The organism is Corynebacterium sp. ED61, from assembly GCF_015233855.1.
In the GTDB taxonomy this organism is placed as follows: domain Bacteria; phylum Actinomycetota; class Actinomycetes; order Mycobacteriales; family Mycobacteriaceae; genus Corynebacterium; species Corynebacterium dentalis.
In genome coordinates this window covers 136,000-151,829 of record NZ_JADGIT010000005.1, presented here as the reverse complement: position 1 = coordinate 151,829, position 15,830 = coordinate 136,000, and the positions used below count along the sequence as shown (strand labels likewise).

13 protein-coding genes are annotated in these 15,830 nt (G+C 60.7%); 1 reads left to right on the top strand and 12 read right to left on the bottom strand.

The window, feature by feature from the left end; genetic code table 11:
• Positions 1-29 precede the first annotated feature (29 nt).
• The 10 genes from IM764_RS07420 to IM764_RS07375 form a co-directional block, all read right to left on the bottom strand.
• Positions 30-2,744 (bottom strand): RNA helicase, encoded by a 2,715-nt coding sequence (locus IM764_RS07420; protein WP_194187430.1) that lies wholly within the window; start codon positions 2,742-2,744, stop codon positions 30-32.
• 40 nt (positions 2,745-2,784) lie between these two features.
• Complete coding sequence (tatC, locus tag IM764_RS07415) at positions 2,785-3,912, bottom strand: twin-arginine translocase subunit TatC (protein ID WP_099298848.1); 1,128 nt, start codon at positions 3,910-3,912, stop codon at positions 2,785-2,787.
• 153 nt (positions 3,913-4,065) lie between these two features.
• The gene (gene tatA, locus IM764_RS07410) at positions 4,066-4,386 is read right to left on the bottom strand and encodes a Sec-independent protein translocase subunit TatA (protein WP_099298767.1); all 321 of its coding nucleotides are present in this window, start codon (positions 4,384-4,386) and stop codon (positions 4,066-4,068) included.
• A 78-nt stretch (positions 4,387-4,464) separates the two neighbouring features.
• A complete protein-coding gene (locus tag IM764_RS10545; protein ID WP_194187429.1) occupies positions 4,465-5,508 on the bottom strand; it encodes a WYL domain-containing protein in 1,044 nt (347 codons plus the stop codon).
• Positions 5,505-6,500 carry a YafY family protein gene (locus IM764_RS07400; RefSeq protein WP_099298765.1) on the bottom strand — a complete coding sequence of 332 codons (996 nt, stop codon included), beginning with the start codon at positions 6,498-6,500 and terminating at the stop codon, positions 5,505-5,507. Before IM764_RS07400 ends, IM764_RS10545 begins: the two co-directional genes overlap by 4 nt.
• Positions 6,501-6,503: 3 nt before the next feature.
• Positions 6,504-7,919 carry a Pup--protein ligase gene (pafA, locus tag IM764_RS07395; protein ID WP_194187461.1) on the bottom strand — a complete coding sequence of 472 codons (1,416 nt, stop codon included), beginning with the start codon at positions 7,917-7,919 and terminating at the stop codon, positions 6,504-6,506.
• 65 nt (positions 7,920-7,984) lie between these two features.
• Positions 7,985-8,185 carry a ubiquitin-like protein Pup gene (locus IM764_RS07390; protein ID WP_099298764.1) on the bottom strand — a complete coding sequence of 67 codons (201 nt, stop codon included), beginning with the start codon at positions 8,183-8,185 and terminating at the stop codon, positions 7,985-7,987.
• A gap of 54 nt (positions 8,186-8,239) precedes the next feature.
• Positions 8,240-9,784, bottom strand: a complete 1,545-nt coding sequence (dop, locus tag IM764_RS07385; RefSeq protein WP_099298763.1) for a depupylase/deamidase Dop — start codon at positions 9,782-9,784, stop codon at positions 8,240-8,242.
• Between the two features lie 68 nt (positions 9,785-9,852).
• Positions 9,853-11,451: a proteasome ATPase gene (arc, locus tag IM764_RS07380; protein ID WP_194187428.1), complete on the bottom strand. Its 1,599-nt coding sequence runs from the start codon at positions 11,449-11,451 to the stop codon at positions 9,853-9,855.
• 93 nt (positions 11,452-11,544) lie between these two features.
• Positions 11,545-12,378 carry a tRNA (adenine-N1)-methyltransferase gene (locus IM764_RS07375; protein ID WP_099298761.1) on the bottom strand — a complete coding sequence of 278 codons (834 nt, stop codon included), beginning with the start codon at positions 12,376-12,378 and terminating at the stop codon, positions 11,545-11,547.
• Between the two features lie 82 nt (positions 12,379-12,460).
• On the opposite strand from IM764_RS07375, the gene IM764_RS07370 reads away from it, so the two are divergent.
• The gene (locus IM764_RS07370; protein WP_370551568.1) at positions 12,461-13,279 is read left to right on the top strand and encodes a RecB family exonuclease; all 819 of its coding nucleotides are present in this window, start codon (positions 12,461-12,463) and stop codon (positions 13,277-13,279) included.
• 18 nt (positions 13,280-13,297) lie between these two features.
• Here the strand turns inward: IM764_RS07370 and aspA are convergent, their stop codons facing one another.
• Together aspA and hisG are read right to left on the bottom strand one after the other, a co-directional pair.
• Positions 13,298-14,830: an aspartate ammonia-lyase gene (gene aspA / locus IM764_RS07365; protein ID WP_194187426.1), complete on the bottom strand. Its 1,533-nt coding sequence runs from the start codon at positions 14,828-14,830 to the stop codon at positions 13,298-13,300.
• A gap of 145 nt (positions 14,831-14,975) precedes the next feature.
• The gene (hisG, locus tag IM764_RS07360; protein WP_099298758.1) at positions 14,976-15,821 is read right to left on the bottom strand and encodes an ATP phosphoribosyltransferase; all 846 of its coding nucleotides are present in this window, start codon (positions 15,819-15,821) and stop codon (positions 14,976-14,978) included.
• Positions 15,822-15,830: the final 9 nt, after the last annotated feature.

Sequence of the window (15,830 nt, the reverse complement as noted above, 5' to 3'; positions counted from 1 at the left end):
CCCGAACCAGTGTAGGCGGGCGAAAACCCTTAGGCCTCCAACGCCACGACAGAGCGGTTGATCGCCTTCACTGCCTTGCGGCTGGTGGTCTTCACCCGGTCCGAGTAGGCGGTGTTGCGAATCTGATCCAGCAGATCGATGACGCGGCGGCACCAACGGACGAAGTCGCCCGGCGTTAGCGAGGCGCCGGAAGCCTCCGCAGCACGCAGGCAATAGTCCAGCGGTGCGCCTGCCGTCCACTGATGCAGGGCGGTGGCGAAGCCGAGTTCCGGCATCCTGGTGATGGGGATGTTGTGGCGTTGCTCATCGGAGCTGAGCTCGGTGTAGATGCGGATAGTGTGGTCGATCGCCTCGGCCAGGGGTTCGGAGGGAACCTCCATCTCCTCGCCGGTTTCGCGTCGGTTCTCGAAGACCACCACGCTGGCCACCGCGGCTAGTTCTGCCGGATCCAGATCATCCCAGATCCCGCGGCGCAAGCACTGCGCCACCAGTAGGTCAGATTCGTGGTGAATGCGCGCCAGGCGCTCGCCCTCGATGGTGATATCGGCGTGCTTCGTGCCGCTTTCATCGATGCTGGTTTCCACGTAGTCCAGTTCTTCCAGCAGCGCCACGATGCGATTGAACTGTGCCGCGAGACTCTCTCCCGTGGTGGTGACAGTCCCCTGCTCAAACTCCAAACGACGTTCCGCCTTGATGTACTGAATCGCCGAGCGGGAAATGTTCTCCCGAGAATCCCACGCGTGAACGGGATGATCCTGCACCTGCATGCGCAGCGACGTCGCCTGCGCCGAACCGCCCTTAGCCTTTGGCTTGAGCTTGGTTGGCTTCTGATCGAAGTGCATGCGGCGGAGATTGGCGGCCACCGAACGCGCCTGGCGCTTGGGGTTGCGGCCCACGCCCTTGTGCAGCTTCATGTGGCCGATATGCACCGGTGCGTTGCTGAACATATCCGGGGTCAGTCGCTCGACCCACGCCTCCTCCGTCACCACGGTTGGGCGCGGGTGCCGCGGCGAGGAATCAGCGCGGACTACCACGGCCGTCAGTGGATCGCGGCCGGTGGGAAGCGCGATGACATCACCCGGTCGCAGCCCCTGGAACAGTGTCACTGTTTCTTGTTGGCGCTGGCTGCCCGCGTGCTGCTTGGCCCGGCGTTCCTCCTGCGCCAATTCCCGACGCAAACCTGCGTATTCCACCGCAAGGTCCAAATCCTCTTGCGCCTTTTCCGGCTGGGTGGGGCGTTCCCTGCGAATCAGCGCCGCCAGCTCCTTGGCCTGGTGTTCCAGTTCGCGTCGCCGGCGCTCTACGGCTTCGGCTTGTTCCACCACGGAACCGTTGGCTTGGTACTGGGCGAATGATCGGTCCAGCAGGCGGTGGGACTTTTCCCATCCCTGGGTGCCGAGCATATTGACGGCCATGTTGTAGCCGGGGCGGAACGTAGAGTTCAGCGGATAAGTGCGGGTGGAAGCCAGCCCAGCCACTGCGTATGGATCAATGCCTTGGGACCACAGCACCACGGCGTTGCCGACAGTATCGATGCCACGGCGGCCCGCACGGCCGGTGAGCTGCGTGTACTGCCCGGGAGTGAGATCAACGTGTGCCTCACCGTTGAACTTGATGAGCTTTTCCAGCACCACGGAACGTGCGGGCATGTTGATGCCCAGCGCGAGGGTTTCCGTGGCGAAGCAGACCTTGAGCAGACCGCGGGAGAACAGATCCTCCACGATGTGACGGAATGCGGGGAGCATGCCTGCGTGGTGGCTGGTGAAACCGCGGGACAGCGCGCGGCGGAAGTGGCGGAAGCCCAGCACCTCGAGGTCTTCGGGGGTCAGCCCGCCCACGCCCTCATCGACCGTGCGCAAAATTTCTTCGCGTTCTGCGGGTGAGGTGAAGTCCACCTTGTCCACGAGCAGTTGCTTGACCGCGCCATCGCAGCCGGCGCGGGAGAAGATGAAGTAGATCGCGGGAAGCATGTTGGCGGCGTGCATGCGGGTGACCACATCCGAGCGCTTCGGCCCGCGGCGCTTTCCGGTCTCTTCCTGCTTTGCAGCCGCTGCTACTACTGCCCGGTTGATGGAACCGATGTGCTCGTCGGTGGAATCAAACAGCGGCATGATCTGCTTGCTGACCATCATGAACTGATTGAGCGGCACGGGACGCTTATCGGTGAGAATGATGTCCGTTTCACCGCGAATGGTGCTCAGCCATCCGCCGAATTCCTCCACATTGGAGACTGTGGCGGAGAGCGAAACCAAGGTGACGCGAGTGTCCAGATTCAAGATCGCTTCTTCCCACACCGGCCCGCGGGAGGGGTCTGCGAGGAAGTGGACCTCGTCCATCACCACGTGGGTCAGTGAGCGCAGGCGATCCGAATCCGCGTAGATCATGTTGCGGAGAACTTCGGTGGTCATTACGACGATGGGAGCATCGCCGTTTACGGTCACGTCGCCCGTGAGCAGGCCGACGTTCTCCTCGCCGTAGCGGGCAACCAGGTCGTGGAACTTCTGGTTGCTCAGTGCCTTGATGGGCGTGGTGTAGAAGCACGCGCCCTGGTTGTGGAAGGCGGTGTAGACAGCGAACTCACCGACGACAGTCTTGCCCGCTCCGGTGGGGGCTCCCACCAGCACTCCCCTGCCTTGGGCAATGGCTTCAGCTGCGTCTAGCTGGAACTTATCGAGCCCGAAGGGATACTCGGCGCGAAATTGCTCGACGATTGGGGAATAAACAGTGTGTGTCTGGTCAGTCATCGTCCCCGAGCCTACCCGCGCGAGTCGGCGGGTATCGCGGCTAGAGGACGTCGTCGAAGAATCCGCCTGCTGCTCCGGGTGCAGTTCCGTTCCCGCTGTCTGGGCCATTATTTGGTCCATTGTGTGGGGACCCGTTGTTCGGCGTTTGAGAGTTTTGCTGGTTGGATTGCAGATTTAGTCCGTTGCGTCGTCCATACGTGTCCTGCTGCATCGGACGGGCACTACTGCTACTGCGTGGCGCGGGCGTGGCAGTGACTGGTTCTCCGAATTGGTTCTTTAAGGACTCTGGATTGTCGATGGAGGAAGCCGTGACCTGCTCGGCAGGATCGAGGACAGAACCCGCTCCACCGATTGGAGTAGCTGCATCGATGGAGGACGATGATTCGTCATCCACGTCCATCCACTCCTCGCGGCGCTTGGCGCGGCGCCTGTCATTCACGCGGGCAATCTGGGTGGCGATTTCCATCATGACGCACAAAGACAATGCCAGAATCACCATGGAGAATGGATCTTGTCCAGGAGTGATAAACGCGGCAAAGATGAAGAGGAACGCGATGATGTAGCGGCGCTTTTCATTGAGCTGTTTATAAGAAATTACGCCCGCAGCGTTGAGAAGCACCGTCAAAAGTGGAACTTCAAAGCTCACTCCGAAAATGAGGAGCAAACTAATGGCAAAACTGAAGTAGCGCTCACCGTTCAGTGCTGCGATCTGAGCTTCGTCGCCCAGCGTGAGCAGGAACTCCAAGCCCATCGAAAGAACGAAGTAGGCCAAAACTGCGCCGATCGTGAACAAGGTACTTGCAACGATGGAAACTCCAAGTGCCCAATTCTTCTCGTTTTTCTTCAGGCCTGGAGTGACGAATCCCCAGATCTGTCCCAGCCAGACTGGAGAGGAAAAGACCAAACCGGCGAGAGAACCAACCTTCAATCGAAGAAGGAACATCTCAAATGGGCCGGTGGCGAGAAGGCGACATTCTCCAGAAGAACCGCCGAATCGCTGATCAGCTGGCAAGGAGCAGTATGGGGCTCTGAGGATCTCACCCAGTGACGGGATCGGTCCGATATTAGTTCCGTACCAGATGTAACCAATAATGGTTCCCGCAGCGATTGCTAGCACCGCGATGAGTACGCGACGTCGGAGCTCTTGAATGTGCTCGACGATGCTCATCGTTCCGTCGACGGACTTCTGCTTGCGCGGTTTCCGTGCTTTGATTGAGCGTCGCTCCGCGGACTTCGCCGCGGGCTGCGCGGAGCCTGCAGCGGATGCGGAGTGAGGTGTGGTCATCGGCGATCTTCCCGGCCTGTGATCCTGCGTTGGTGCTTAGTTCTGCTGACCTGGGTTCTGCTGTGGCTGCTGAACTGGCTGAGCAACGCCCTGCTGCTGTGGCTGCTGAACCGGCTGCTCCTGCGGAGCCTGTCCGAAGTTCTGCACCTGGTTCTGCATCGGATCCTGCTGCTGGATTGCCTGCTGCTCGGTGTCAGCGTTCTTCCCACCCTTTTCGGTCTTCATTTCATCCATCTCGGACTTGAAGATGCGCATGGAACGTCCCAAGGAACGTGCAGCGCTAGGAAGTCGGGTTGCTCCGAAGAGGAGGAACACAACGAGAGCGATGAGGAGAATTTCTGGCCAGCCGAGGTTCATGCGGCACCTTTCGTGTTTAGTCCAGCACCGTGTGCACGAGTTTCTGTGCGAACGATCGGTACTGGGTCCTGCGGGTATCTATTTATTGTAAGCCCGAAGCCCTCGTTGGGCTCGGTGACGCACCCTCTCCTGCAGCCCCTCTGGGTCCACGACGGAAATGTGCTGACCATAAGCGATACAGAAGCGCTCGAGCCAAGCCCCCGTATCGGGGATGGTGACAAGCGGTGTCTCTTTATCTTCTACCAGCCACATTGGGTAGTACTCCAGCATCCAAACCAATTCTGGGGATAGTCGCAGGGTGCTCCAATATTCGGCGTTTTCGAATTGGAATGGGTCGTCTTCTTGCAGCTGTGGTGCCTGCGCTGCACCGGGGGCACTCCCCGGTTCGCCGACCTGCACGTTGTCCATGCGCTCCAGGGCATAGGTGCGCTGTTCGCGTCCCTCTTCCCTGCCCCACAGGTAGGCCTGGCCGCTGACAATTGCCAGGTGATCCGGATTTATGGTTCGGCGGGTTGTGGAGTCGCTGCTCAGCGAGCGGTAGTCGGCGGTCACCAGTTGTCGCTCGCGCACAGCCATGTTGATCTGTTTTAGCAGCTCATTGGCCGCTTCTTCCTGTTCAGGCAGCGGGGTGTGTTGGGTTTCTTTTTCCGACGTCAACCCCGCGCCATCCAACTTTTCGTCCAGAGAGCTGCGATCCCGTGCCGTGGCGAGCAGGGCGCGAATCTTGTCTGACGCGGATCTCACAGGAGCTTGCTGGTCTGCAGGCAGGGTGCTGCGCAGCGCTTCCAAGTTGAACAGCAGCACCCCGGCTTCCATCGGAGTCAGCGCCAGTGGCCGGTCCAGGCCAGCGGAAAACCTCACCTGAGCCGAGGTTTTATCCAGTGAGACTTCCACGAGTGAGCCGGGGAAATAACCCGGTAGGCCGCACATCGATAGCTGGGTGAGCTCGTGCTTGATCTGTGCCACAGGAATACCCAGCTGCTCGGATGCCTGCATGAAAGTGCCCGTGGGATGCGCACGGAACCAGTTGAGCACGTTCATACTCTGTGCGAACTGCTCGCCCGCGCGGGTGCTGGCGGCTCCATCGTTGCTGATGGCCGCGGAATTCTGCGTGGGGTTCACTGGTCGGTGCCTCCTGGCTCGTTGGCTACTGCGTGGAGCAGGGAGATGATGTCGTCGACAAGATCCGAAGGTTCCTCAACGACCACCTCAGGCGCATACGCTGCCGCTGTGCGCAGCAACCAGCTCCGGTCCACTGGGCCGATCTGACCACTCGCATCGGTCAGGGCGCGCAGTTCCTCGGCGCCGGAATTCGAGGTAAAGCGCAGGCGCGCGGTGATGCGGGAACCAGCGGATTCCAGGCCGCGGAGGATCAACTGCTCGGCGGGTAGATTCGGCGCGGGGTGGGTGGTGAACTCCGGCAGGGCCTGCATGTCCGCGATGCGGGATAGGCGGAAGGTGCGCTGCTGCTCACGGTCGAGATCGAAGCCCGTGAGGTAGATCTTTCCGTCCACGGCGCCGTAGGCCCACGGCTCAACAGTGCGCCGTGTGGGCACGTGCAGCAGTGAGGGGTAGTAATCGAAGCTCAGGCGCAGGCTCTTGTCCAGCGCACGGAAGATGGCCTCCACGGAGGCTTGATCCAGTTCCGTATGGTCCGGGACGGAGGAAACCACTGATTCGCCCAACCCACGTTGCAGGCCCGCGGCCGCGAGCTTGTGATAGGCACTCTTCGCAGCTCCAGACAGCGATTCCGATTGGTTCCACCGGGCTGCTGCGGCCAGAGCGTCGGCTTCCTCTTGGCTCAAGTCCAGCTCCGGGAGGAACAGCTCTTGGGAATCCAGGCTCCACGCTTCCGTTGTTTGCGCGCCTGCAGCCTCGCCGGTGCTCTTGCGAAGAACCACCCCGAACGCCTGCAAAGAGGCGCGGTCGCGGTGGAAACGCTTGCGGTTGGTGGCAGATGAGCCTGCGTCATAACCTGCTACGTTCGCGATGATCCAGTCCACCGAACGCGGAGAGGACGAGTTGATCAGCGCGATCACCAGGTTGAACAGCCGGGAGGTGTTCTCATCCCAGCTGACGTCCACGGGTTGATTGCGGTGCGACGCTGCGGTCATGGCCTACACCAGACTTTCCATGAGCTCGAGCATGGAGTCCACGCGCTCGTCGACCTCGGAGAACGGATCCCCCAGCACGGTTTCCATCCCGAGCTCGCCGTTGATTTTCAGGCGCATCCAGTCCACGTTGATGGACAGATCGCGCTGGCGGGCGGCCACGAGGAACTTCCCGCGCAGGGCGGCGCGCGTGGTGGCGGGTGCGTGGAAACAAGCGTGCTCGATCTCCTCGGCCGTGACCAAAGACTTCGCGTATCCGCGCTGCTCCAGGACATTAAACAGTCCGCGCTGCGGGTGGATGTCGTGATAGGTCAAGTCCACCTGCGCTAAGCGAGGGTCATTCAGGCTCAAGTTGCCGCGCTGAGCCATGCGATCCATCAGCGTCTTCTTGATCACCCAGTCGATCTCTGTGGACACTGGTGAGAAATCGCCCGTGTCGAAGCAATCCAAGACCCTGCCCCACAATTCCACGACGGGCTCCAGCTGCTCCTTCGGAGTGCCGCGGTAGCCCTTCTCATCGCGGGCGGTTTCCGGTCGGCTGGCCTCCAGCCACTGCTTGGCCGCAGCGTGGAACGCACGTTGGATCTCCAGCGGCGAAGCCTGCTTACCACTGCGGAGCCGCAGTGGTACAGTGCCGGTGAAATCGCGGGCGATATCGCGGATGGAACGAATCTCATTAGCGATCTCAAAGTCTGGCAGATCCCACCCGGCCTCGATGAGTTCCAGCACCAGCAGCGTAGACCCTACCTTCAGTGCCGTGGAAACTTCCGACATGTTGGAATCTCCCACGATGACGTGCAGGCGGCGATATTTCGTGGAGTCTGCGTGTGGCTCATCGCGCGTGTTGATGATCGGGCGCGAGCGCGTGGTCGCGCTGGATACGCCCTCCCATACGTGGTCAGCGCGCTGACTCATCACAAAGCCCGCCTCGAAGTTTTCATTCGGTGCGCCCGCCGTGGGGATGGAGATCTTGCCCGCGCCGCAAATGAGCTGACGAGTGACCAAGAACGGCAGCAGCTGCTTGCTCAGCGCCTTGAGGGGCACGTCGCGGCCGATGAGGTAGTTCTCGTGGCAGCCGTAGGAGTTGCCCAGTGAATCGGTGTTGTTCTTCAGCAGGTAGACCTGCCCGCCGATCCCCCTTCGAGCCAGGCGCTGTTCGGCATCTACGGCCATGTGGTGCAGGGTGACATCGCCGGCGCGGTCGTAGGCGATCAGCTGGTGCAGCGAATCGCACTCCGCCGTGGCAATCTCCGGGTGCGCGCCCACATCCAGGTACAAGCGGGAGGCATTGTCCGTGTAGATGTTGGAGCTGCGGAATTCCCGCGTGATGGGTTCAAACAGCTCGCGGGAGATCTCGTCTGGGCCGAGCCTGCGGGCGGAATCGAGCACGTTGGTGATGCCGTATTCGGTTTCCAAGCCCATGATTCTGCGGACGTTGACCTGCTCCGAGAGCCTGCGTGTGGATTCGCCGGTGGTTGCTGCAGGGGTCACTGTCCGCCCTTTTGCACGTAGGACTTCACAAATTCCTCCGCATTGGATTCCAGCAGGCCGTCGATCTCATCCAGCAGGTCATCCGTGCCGGTGACGTGTACCTGTTCCTGGCCGGATTGGGTGGGCTGTCCGTCGAAGTCGTTTGCCTCGTTATCGCCGCGTCCGCCGCCGGCGTTGATCTGTCCACCTGTGGTCATGGGGTTCCTCGATTCGTTGTTGATCTGTACTTTAACGTCTTTGTTTCGTCGTTTTTACCCGACGCCACCTACCGCGCCTGGGCTTATTTCCTCCAGTTTGCGGATGAGCTGCTCGAGGCTGAGTGCATCAGGTTGCTCTCCCCCGACTTCGCCGAGAACCTCGGCGCGGGTGAACTGGCTGGGCTCGTCCATGCGGATCCGGGTGGCTGCGTGCTCGTGATAAGGGACATCCAGGATGATGCTGTCCCAATTGGCAGCCAAGATCTTCTCCGAGTAATTGCTGACCAAGTGGCCACGCAGCCAGGCCCGAGTGTCCGCGGGTGCGCGCTGGGCTGCTTCCTGGATGTCTGCCGGATCGACGAGAGTGCGCATCCGGCCACGCTTGACGAGCGCGTGGTACAGACTGCGCTGCGGATCGATGTCCGTGTATTGGATATCCAGCACGGCCAAGCGAGGATCGGACCATTCGATGCCACGAGCACGGTAGCCGTTGATCAAGCTCAGTTTTGCGGTCCAATCCAGCCGATCCGCGGTGCTCAGCGGGTCCGTGGCCAGCGCGTCGAGGATGCTTGCCCATTCCGTCAGTACGCGTTGATCATCCGCAGAGAGAACGTTCGTGCCCTCGAGGGTGTTCACCACGCGCGTGCGGATTTCCTGCTGTACCTCAATGGCCGGGAGTTCGCGGTTACCGTAGAACCTCAGCTTCTTAGTGCAGCTCAGATCGCGGGAGACGTGGCGCACTGCCTGGACTGGCTCGAGCAGCTGCAGGTCGCTGAAGTCTGCGCCGTGCTCCACGGCTTTCAGTACCAACGCCGTGGTGCCAAACTTCAGGTAGTTCGCGGTCTCGCTCATGTTCGCATCACCAATGATCACGTGCAAGCGCCGCCACCGATCTGCCGTGGAGTGAGGCTCATCGCGCGTGTTGATGATTCCGCGGTTCAGCGTGGTCTCCAGGGAGATGGTGGTCTCGATGTAATCCGCACGCTGCGAGATCTGGAAACTGGGCTCCTGCCCGGTCTGCCCCAAGCCCACGCGGCCAGATCCGGTAAAGACTTGCCGGGTGACAAAGTGCGGAATCAGCGCCTGCTGTACGGCCTCAACGTCCAGCTGGCGCGGATACAAGTAATTCTCGTGCGTGCCGTAGCTAGCGCCTTTACCGTCCACGTTGTTCTTATAGATCTTTAGCTGTGGTTGGTCTTCCACCTCTCCGGAGGCCACGGCCGCCCGGTGCATGACCACGTCCCCAGCCTTGTCCCACACCAGCGCGTCCCAGGCAGACGTGGTTTCTGGAGAGGAATACTCCGGGTGCGCGTGATCCACGTAGAAGCGCGCGCCGGACGACGTGATGACGTTGGCTGCACCCAAGGCATTGGGATCGAGCGAGGGCGCAGAGCCCGAGCGATAGCGGCGCAGATCGAACCCGCGAATGTCGCGCAGCGGGGACTCGTTTTCATAGTCCCAGCGCGTGCGGCGGTTGATACCCAGCCCGCTGGCTTCTGCGTAAGCGACGACTGCTTGCGTCGAGGTCACGATGGGACTGACCTCCGGGTCATCCACCGCAACGATGCCGTACTCGATCTCCGTGCCGATGATGTGCATGTCCAGTGTCCTCGTCTGTGGGTTGGAAGGGGGTCAGTGGCGATGGCGGCAGATGACAGCCACGCGGGCTAGTGCACCGTGATGTCCACGACCCGCTTGTTGGTGTGACCGTAAATGCGGGCCCACTCGGATGGATTCGTGGTGTCTGGCAGATCCTCGTTGTCCCGCGCCTCCTCGGCTACCGCATCGGAAACGTGCTGCAAGGTCAGGCCTGAAGGCTGACCCGCCTGGGACTTCAGCGCATCCTTGATGGCCGCAGTCTTCGCGCGGTCAACAATGTTGGCCAACATTGCACCAGAGACGAAGTCAGACCAGTACAAGTCCTGGGTGGAGCCATCTCCGAAGTGCATGGTGACGTAGCGCTTGGAATCCTCCCGGGAGAAGATCTGTTCCACGATGTGGGCGCGCAAGGATGCCGCTGCCTGGTCCGCAGATCCGGCCTTCGCCACCAGCTCGGGATGCAGAGGAATGCTGCTGGTCAAGTACTTGGACAAGATATCGGCGCTGCCGGAGGCATCAGGGCGCTCCACGCGGATCTTCACGTCCAAGCGGCCGGGACGCAGCACGGCGGGATCGATGAGCTCCTCGCGATTAGAAGCGCCAATGACAATCACGTTCTCCACGGACTCCACGCCGTCCAGCTCCGCCAGCAACTGCGGCACCACAGTGGATTCCATATCGCTGCTCACGCCGGTGCCGCGCGTACGGAAGATAGCCTCCATCTCGTCGAAGAAGACAATCACAGGCTTGCCGGAGCTGGCCACGCGGCGGGCCTGCTCGAAGATCTGGCGGATCTGGCGCTCGGTCTCACCCACGAACTTGTTTAGAAGCTCAGGCCCCTTAATGTTCAGGAAGTACGAGGTTGCCTTTTTGTGGGTTTCCCCATCTGTACCGTTGTTCATCTGCTGCGCCAGCGAGTTCGCCACGGCCTTGGCGATCAGCGTCTTGCCGTTGCCCGGAGGGCCGTACAGCAGCACACCCTTGGGTGGGCGCAGGCCATACTCTTCGTAGACCTCGGGGTGCAGGAACGGCAGCTCCACCGCATCGCGGATCTGCTCGATCTGCCGGCTCAACCCACCGATATCGGCGTAGGACACATCGGGAACTTCTTCCAGCACCAAGTTGGAGACCTCAGTGCGAGGTACGGCCTCGAACGCCCAACCGGAGCGGCGATCCACAATGACCGAATCTCCTGGGGTGATGTCATTGGCCAGTACCGCCTCGCGCAGCGGCCCGGCAGCTTTGACCACGGTTTCTTCGCCCACCTTATCGGCGACGATGACGCGCTCCCCCACGATCTCCACAACCTGGGCAATGTCACCAGAATCCTCCACTCCGGTGACTTCCACGACCTGCTGGCCCTCGGCCAAACGAACTGTCGCGCCGGGCTGCATCGCGGAGCGATCCACCAGTGGGGACACCGGCACACGCATCCGGCGGTTGGCGGTGAACACCTCAGCCTCTAAGCCTTCGGCGCCCACTGCGAGCAAAGTGCCATAGGTGCTCGGTGGCTCCGCGAGAGCTTCGAGGCGACCGTTGATCTCCTCCAGCTTGTTGCGGCTGGCCTGAAGCATAGAAACCAACTTGGCATTACGTGCACCGAGAGTGCGGTTAGCTAACTGCAGCTCGCGGTAAGATTCCGTTCCGGATTCAGTATTGCCAGTCATGCCTTACAAGTTTACGCACCACCGCAGGCACTCTGGGTAAGGGGTGCCTTAGTCCGCGCATATGGCCGAGCTGGGCTCGGCAGTCGCCGCCAGTTAGCGTCGCGCGCGGCGCTGTGGACGAGGCGCCACCACGCCATCGGTGAGACGGCGAGCGGATATAAGAAACGCGGTGTGCGCATTCATGCGGTGCTCCGGGCGGGTCGCCAGACCCTCCACCTTCCACTCGCGTACGAGGGATTCCCACGCCTTGGGCTCGGTAAAGGCCTTCGTCTCGCGAATGCCCTCCATCACCTTCATCAGCTGCGGAACCGTGGCCACGTAGGTGAGGAACACACCGCCGGGAAGCAGTACGTCCTTGACAGTGTCCAGCATCTCCCACGGAGAGAGCATGTCTAGTAGCACGCGGTCAACCATGCCGATCTCCTCCTTGCTGGCCTCGTTGAGGTCACCCAAGCGGAGATCCCAGTTGTCCGGGTGTCCGCCCATGTAATCAGCGACGTTATCCTGCGCGTACTCCAGGTGGTCTTCGCGGATTTCGTAGCTGATCAGCTTGCCCTGCTCCCCCACAGCGCGCAGCAGCCACATGCTCATGGCGCCGGAGCCAGCGCCGGCCTCCAGCACGGTCGCGCCGGGGAAAATATCGCCTTCGACCAGGATCTGCGCCGCATCCTTGGGATAGATCACCGCAGCACCACGTGGCATGGACAGAACGTGATCCACCAAAAGGTGACGGAAGATCAGGTACTCACCAGCGCCAGAGGACTTCACCACGATGCCCTCATCCTTGCCGATGATGTCATCGTGCTTAATCTCGCCCTTGTGCGTGAAGAAGCTCTTCCCGGACTCCAGCGTGATGGTGAAATGCCTGCGCTTCGCGTCCGTCAGTTGTACGCGGTCGCCAGCTGTGAAAGGTCCCGAATAAGCCATGCGTGAATACTAGCCGTTGTGCTTCGACTTCCCCACCGTAGGGCTTCTACACTGTAGACCTCGGACTATAAGAAAGGCTTCCGTGACCTCCTCTCCCGCACCCCTGAAACTGGCTCTGTCTCCCTCGCGCGCTGGTGATTACAAGCAGTGCCCTCTGCTGTATCGCTTCCGGGCGATCGACAAGCTGCCGGAGCCCAAGACCATCGCCCAGGTCAAGGGCACATTGGTGCATGCCGTGTTGGAGAACCTCCACAAGCTTGAGCGCACCGAACGGACGTATCCGCGCGCCGTGAAGTTGCTCAAGCCGGAGTGGGAAAAGATGGTCTCCGAGGAAGCGGAGCTGGGTGAGTTGGTGCCGGAGGAATCCACCATGGACTTCCTGGTGGAGGCGCGCGAGCTGGTCAAGGGATATTTCACCATGGAAAACCCCGGGGGCTTCGACGCCCACAAATGCGAGATGTACGTAGATACCGTCCTGCCCAACGGTGTGCCCGTGCGAGGTTTCATCGACCGCGTGGATGTGGCAGCCACCGGCGAGGTCCGCGTGGTGGATTACAAGACCGGCAAGAAGCCCATCCCTCGATTCTCCGAGCAGGCGCGCTTCCAAATGCTGTTTTATGCGCTGGTGTGGTGGCGGATGTTCGATCACATCCCCGCGCAGTTGCGTTTGATGTATCTCAAAGTTGCCGACGACATGGTTCTGGCGCCCGGACCTAGTGAACTCAACTACTTTGAGCGGGATCTGGGTGAGCTGTGGGCCAACATCCTCCGCGACGTGCGCAGCGGAGATTTTCAGCCGCGCACCTCCAAGCTCTGCGATTGGTGCCAGCACCAGTCCATTTGCCCCGCCTTTGGCGGAACGCCCCCGGAGTATCCCCGGGAGCGTGTGGCAGGAATCTAGCGTGCAGGGTGTGGACCGCTACTTGTGCAGCTCGCCCTGGAACGTCGGGTGCAGCAGGTTTTCTGCAGAGAGCACCTTGTCCACGGTCTCCTCATCCAGCAGCCCCTTTTCCAAGACCAAGTCACGCACGGACTTACCGGTCTTCGCGGCTTCCTTGCCGATGAGGTCACCGTTGTGGTGGCCGATCAACGGGTTCAGGTACGTGATGATGCCGATGGAGTTGTTCACATAGCCCTTGGTTACGTCCTCGTTGGCGGTGATGCCGACCACGCACAGCGTGCGCAACGTGCTACAGGCGCGAGCCAGGAATCGCACGGACTCAAAGACACACTGAGCGATCACGGGTTCCATGACATTGAGCTGCAGCTGACCGGCTTCTGCGGCCATGGCAACGGTGACGTCGTTTCCAAAGACCTTGAAACAAATCTGGTTGACCACTTCAGGAATCACCGGGTTGACCTTGGCGGGCATGATCGAAGAACCGGCCTGACGAGGAGGCAAGTTGATCTCATTGAGGCCAGCGCGCGGGCCGGAGGACAGCAGGCGCAGATCATTGCTGATCTTGGACAGCTTCATCGCAACGCGCTTAACCGCCGCGTGCGCTGTCACATAGGCGCCACAGTCGCTGGTGGCTTCGATCAAGTCGCGGGCGGGCAGGATCTCCAATCCGGACACCTGGCTGAGCGCGCGGATGACAGCCTCCTGGTATCCGGGAGGGGTGTTCAAACCCGTGCCGATTGCCGTGCCTCCGATGTTAATCTCTCGCAGGGCATCCTGGGCGCGCTCCAGCTGGAGACGCTCCTCGGCGATGTTGTGGGCAAAGGCTGTGAACTCCTGTCCCAGGGACATCGGCACAGCGTCCTGCAGCTGCGTACGGCCCATCTTCAGGATATTCTTGAACTCCTTGCCCTTGGCCTCAAAGGCGCGCTCTAGGGCGTCCAAGTGCTTGATCAGCTGATCTAGCGCGAAGTGCAGACCCAGGCGGAAACCCGTGGGGTAGGCATCATTGGTGGACTGGGACATGTTCACGTCATCGTTAGGGTTGATCACGTCATAGTGACCCTTGGGGTACCCCAACTTCTCCAATGCCAGGTTGGCGATGACCTCGTTGGCGTTCATGTTGGTCGAGGTGCCCGCACCACCCTGGAACACATCAATCGGGAACTGATCCATGGCCCGGTGATTGCTCAGCATTTCATCGCAGGCCCAGATGATGGCATCTGCCTTGTCCTGCTCCAAGGCACCGATCTCTGCATTGGCCAGAGCTGCGGCCTTCTTCACCATCACCAAGCCACGGATGAACTCCGGAATCTGGTTGATGCTGGTACGCGAGATTTGGAAGTTGTCCACTGCGCGCAGGGTGTGCACGCCGTAGTAAGCATCTTGTGGAACTTCCATTACACCCAGCAGGTCCTCTTCCTTACGGAAGCTGGATGCCTCGCGGGCGCGGAGGGAATGAGTCTCGGCGTTAGTGATGATGTCCGTCGAGGTAACGACGTGACCAGTAGCTGCGGATTCTGACTGTGGGGACGGCTGGGGGGCGTTAACCATGGGTAATGGAACTTCCTTTAAGCATCGCGAAGGGTGTACGAGCATGACATGACGTCAAGTAGTACACCCACCCTAATCAAAACCGCGAGAGGCAGCCGAGGATTTCAATTACGCTCCCCGAAGCGGGCCCAACTGCCTCGCTCAGTTAGATGCGAGCGATACGAATATCGCTGGCCAAGATGGCTTCCGCGCCCAGTGCAGACAAGCTATCCATCAGTGAGTTCGCATCCTTGCGTGGCACCATCGCACGCACAGCCACCCAGCCCTCATTGGCCAAAGGAGACACAGTAGGCGCGGACAAACCAGGGGTCTGTGCGGCGCAGGCATCGAAGTTGTCCCGAGAGACGTTGTAATCCAGCATCACGTAGTTGCGGGCGTGCAGAATGCCCTCGATGCGCTTGATCAGAACCAACTGCTCCTGCGTGACCTCATGATCAACGCGGCCCACGATGACCGCCTCGGAAGAGATCAACGGCTCGCCAAAAGGTTCCAGCCCCTGCTGGCGCAGCGTGCGACCGGTGGAGACCACGTCTGCGATGGCGTCGGCTACTCCCAAACGAATCGAGATCTCCACCGCACCATCCAAACGAATCACCTCCGCATCGATGCCGCGCTGCTGCAAATCCCGACGCACCAGGTTGGGGTAACTGGTGGCAATCCGCTTGCCTTCAAGCGCCGCAATGGACCACTGCTGATCGTTCGGAGCGGCGTAGCGGAACGTGGAATCACCGAATCCCAGCTCTAGCAGCTCCTGGACCTGTTCCCGGGTATCCGCCGCGAGGTCGCGTCCCGTGATGCCCATATCCAGGTGACCAGAGGCCACGTAGATGGCGATGTCCTTGGGGCGCAGGAAATAAAACTCCACACCATTCGCTGAATCTCGCACCGTCAGTGACTTGGAGTCACCACGGGTGGCATAACCAGCTTCCTTAAGGATCTCGGTGGCGGTTTCAGACAGTGAACCCTTATTGGGTACGGCTACTCGGAGCATGGAAGTTGA

Excerpts from the sequence above, each read along its gene's own strand:
- IM764_RS07420 (WP_194187430.1), bottom strand. The coding sequence starts at position 2,744 with ATGACTGACCAGACACACACTGTTTATTCCCCAATCGTCGAGCAATTT.
- tatC (WP_099298848.1), bottom strand. The coding sequence starts at position 3,912 with ATGAGCATCGTCGAGCACATTCAAGAGCTCCGACGTCGCGTACTCATC.
- tatA (WP_099298767.1), bottom strand. The coding sequence starts at position 4,386 with ATGAACCTCGGCTGGCCAGAAATTCTCCTCATCGCTCTCGTTGTGTTC.
- IM764_RS07400 (WP_099298765.1), bottom strand. The coding sequence starts at position 6,500 with ATGACCGCAGCGTCGCACCGCAATCAACCCGTGGACGTCAGCTGGGAT.
- pafA (WP_194187461.1), bottom strand. The coding sequence starts at position 7,919 with ATGGGCTTGGAAACCGAATACGGCATCACCAACGTGCTCGATTCCGCC.
- IM764_RS07390 (WP_099298764.1), bottom strand. The coding sequence starts at position 8,185 with ATGACCACAGGTGGACAGATCAACGCCGGCGGCGGACGCGGCGATAAC.
- dop (WP_099298763.1), bottom strand. The coding sequence starts at position 9,784 with ATGCACATCATCGGCACGGAGATCGAGTACGGCATCGTTGCGGTGGAT.
- arc (WP_194187428.1), bottom strand. The coding sequence starts at position 11,451 with ATGACTGGCAATACTGAATCCGGAACGGAATCTTACCGCGAGCTGCAG.
- IM764_RS07375 (WP_099298761.1), bottom strand. The coding sequence starts at position 12,378 with ATGGCTTATTCGGGACCTTTCACAGCTGGCGACCGCGTACAACTGACG.
- aspA (WP_194187426.1), bottom strand. The coding sequence starts at position 14,830 with ATGGTTAACGCCCCCCAGCCGTCCCCACAGTCAGAATCCGCAGCTACT.
- hisG (WP_099298758.1), bottom strand. The coding sequence starts at position 15,821 with ATGCTCCGAGTAGCCGTACCCAATAAGGGTTCACTGTCTGAAACCGCC.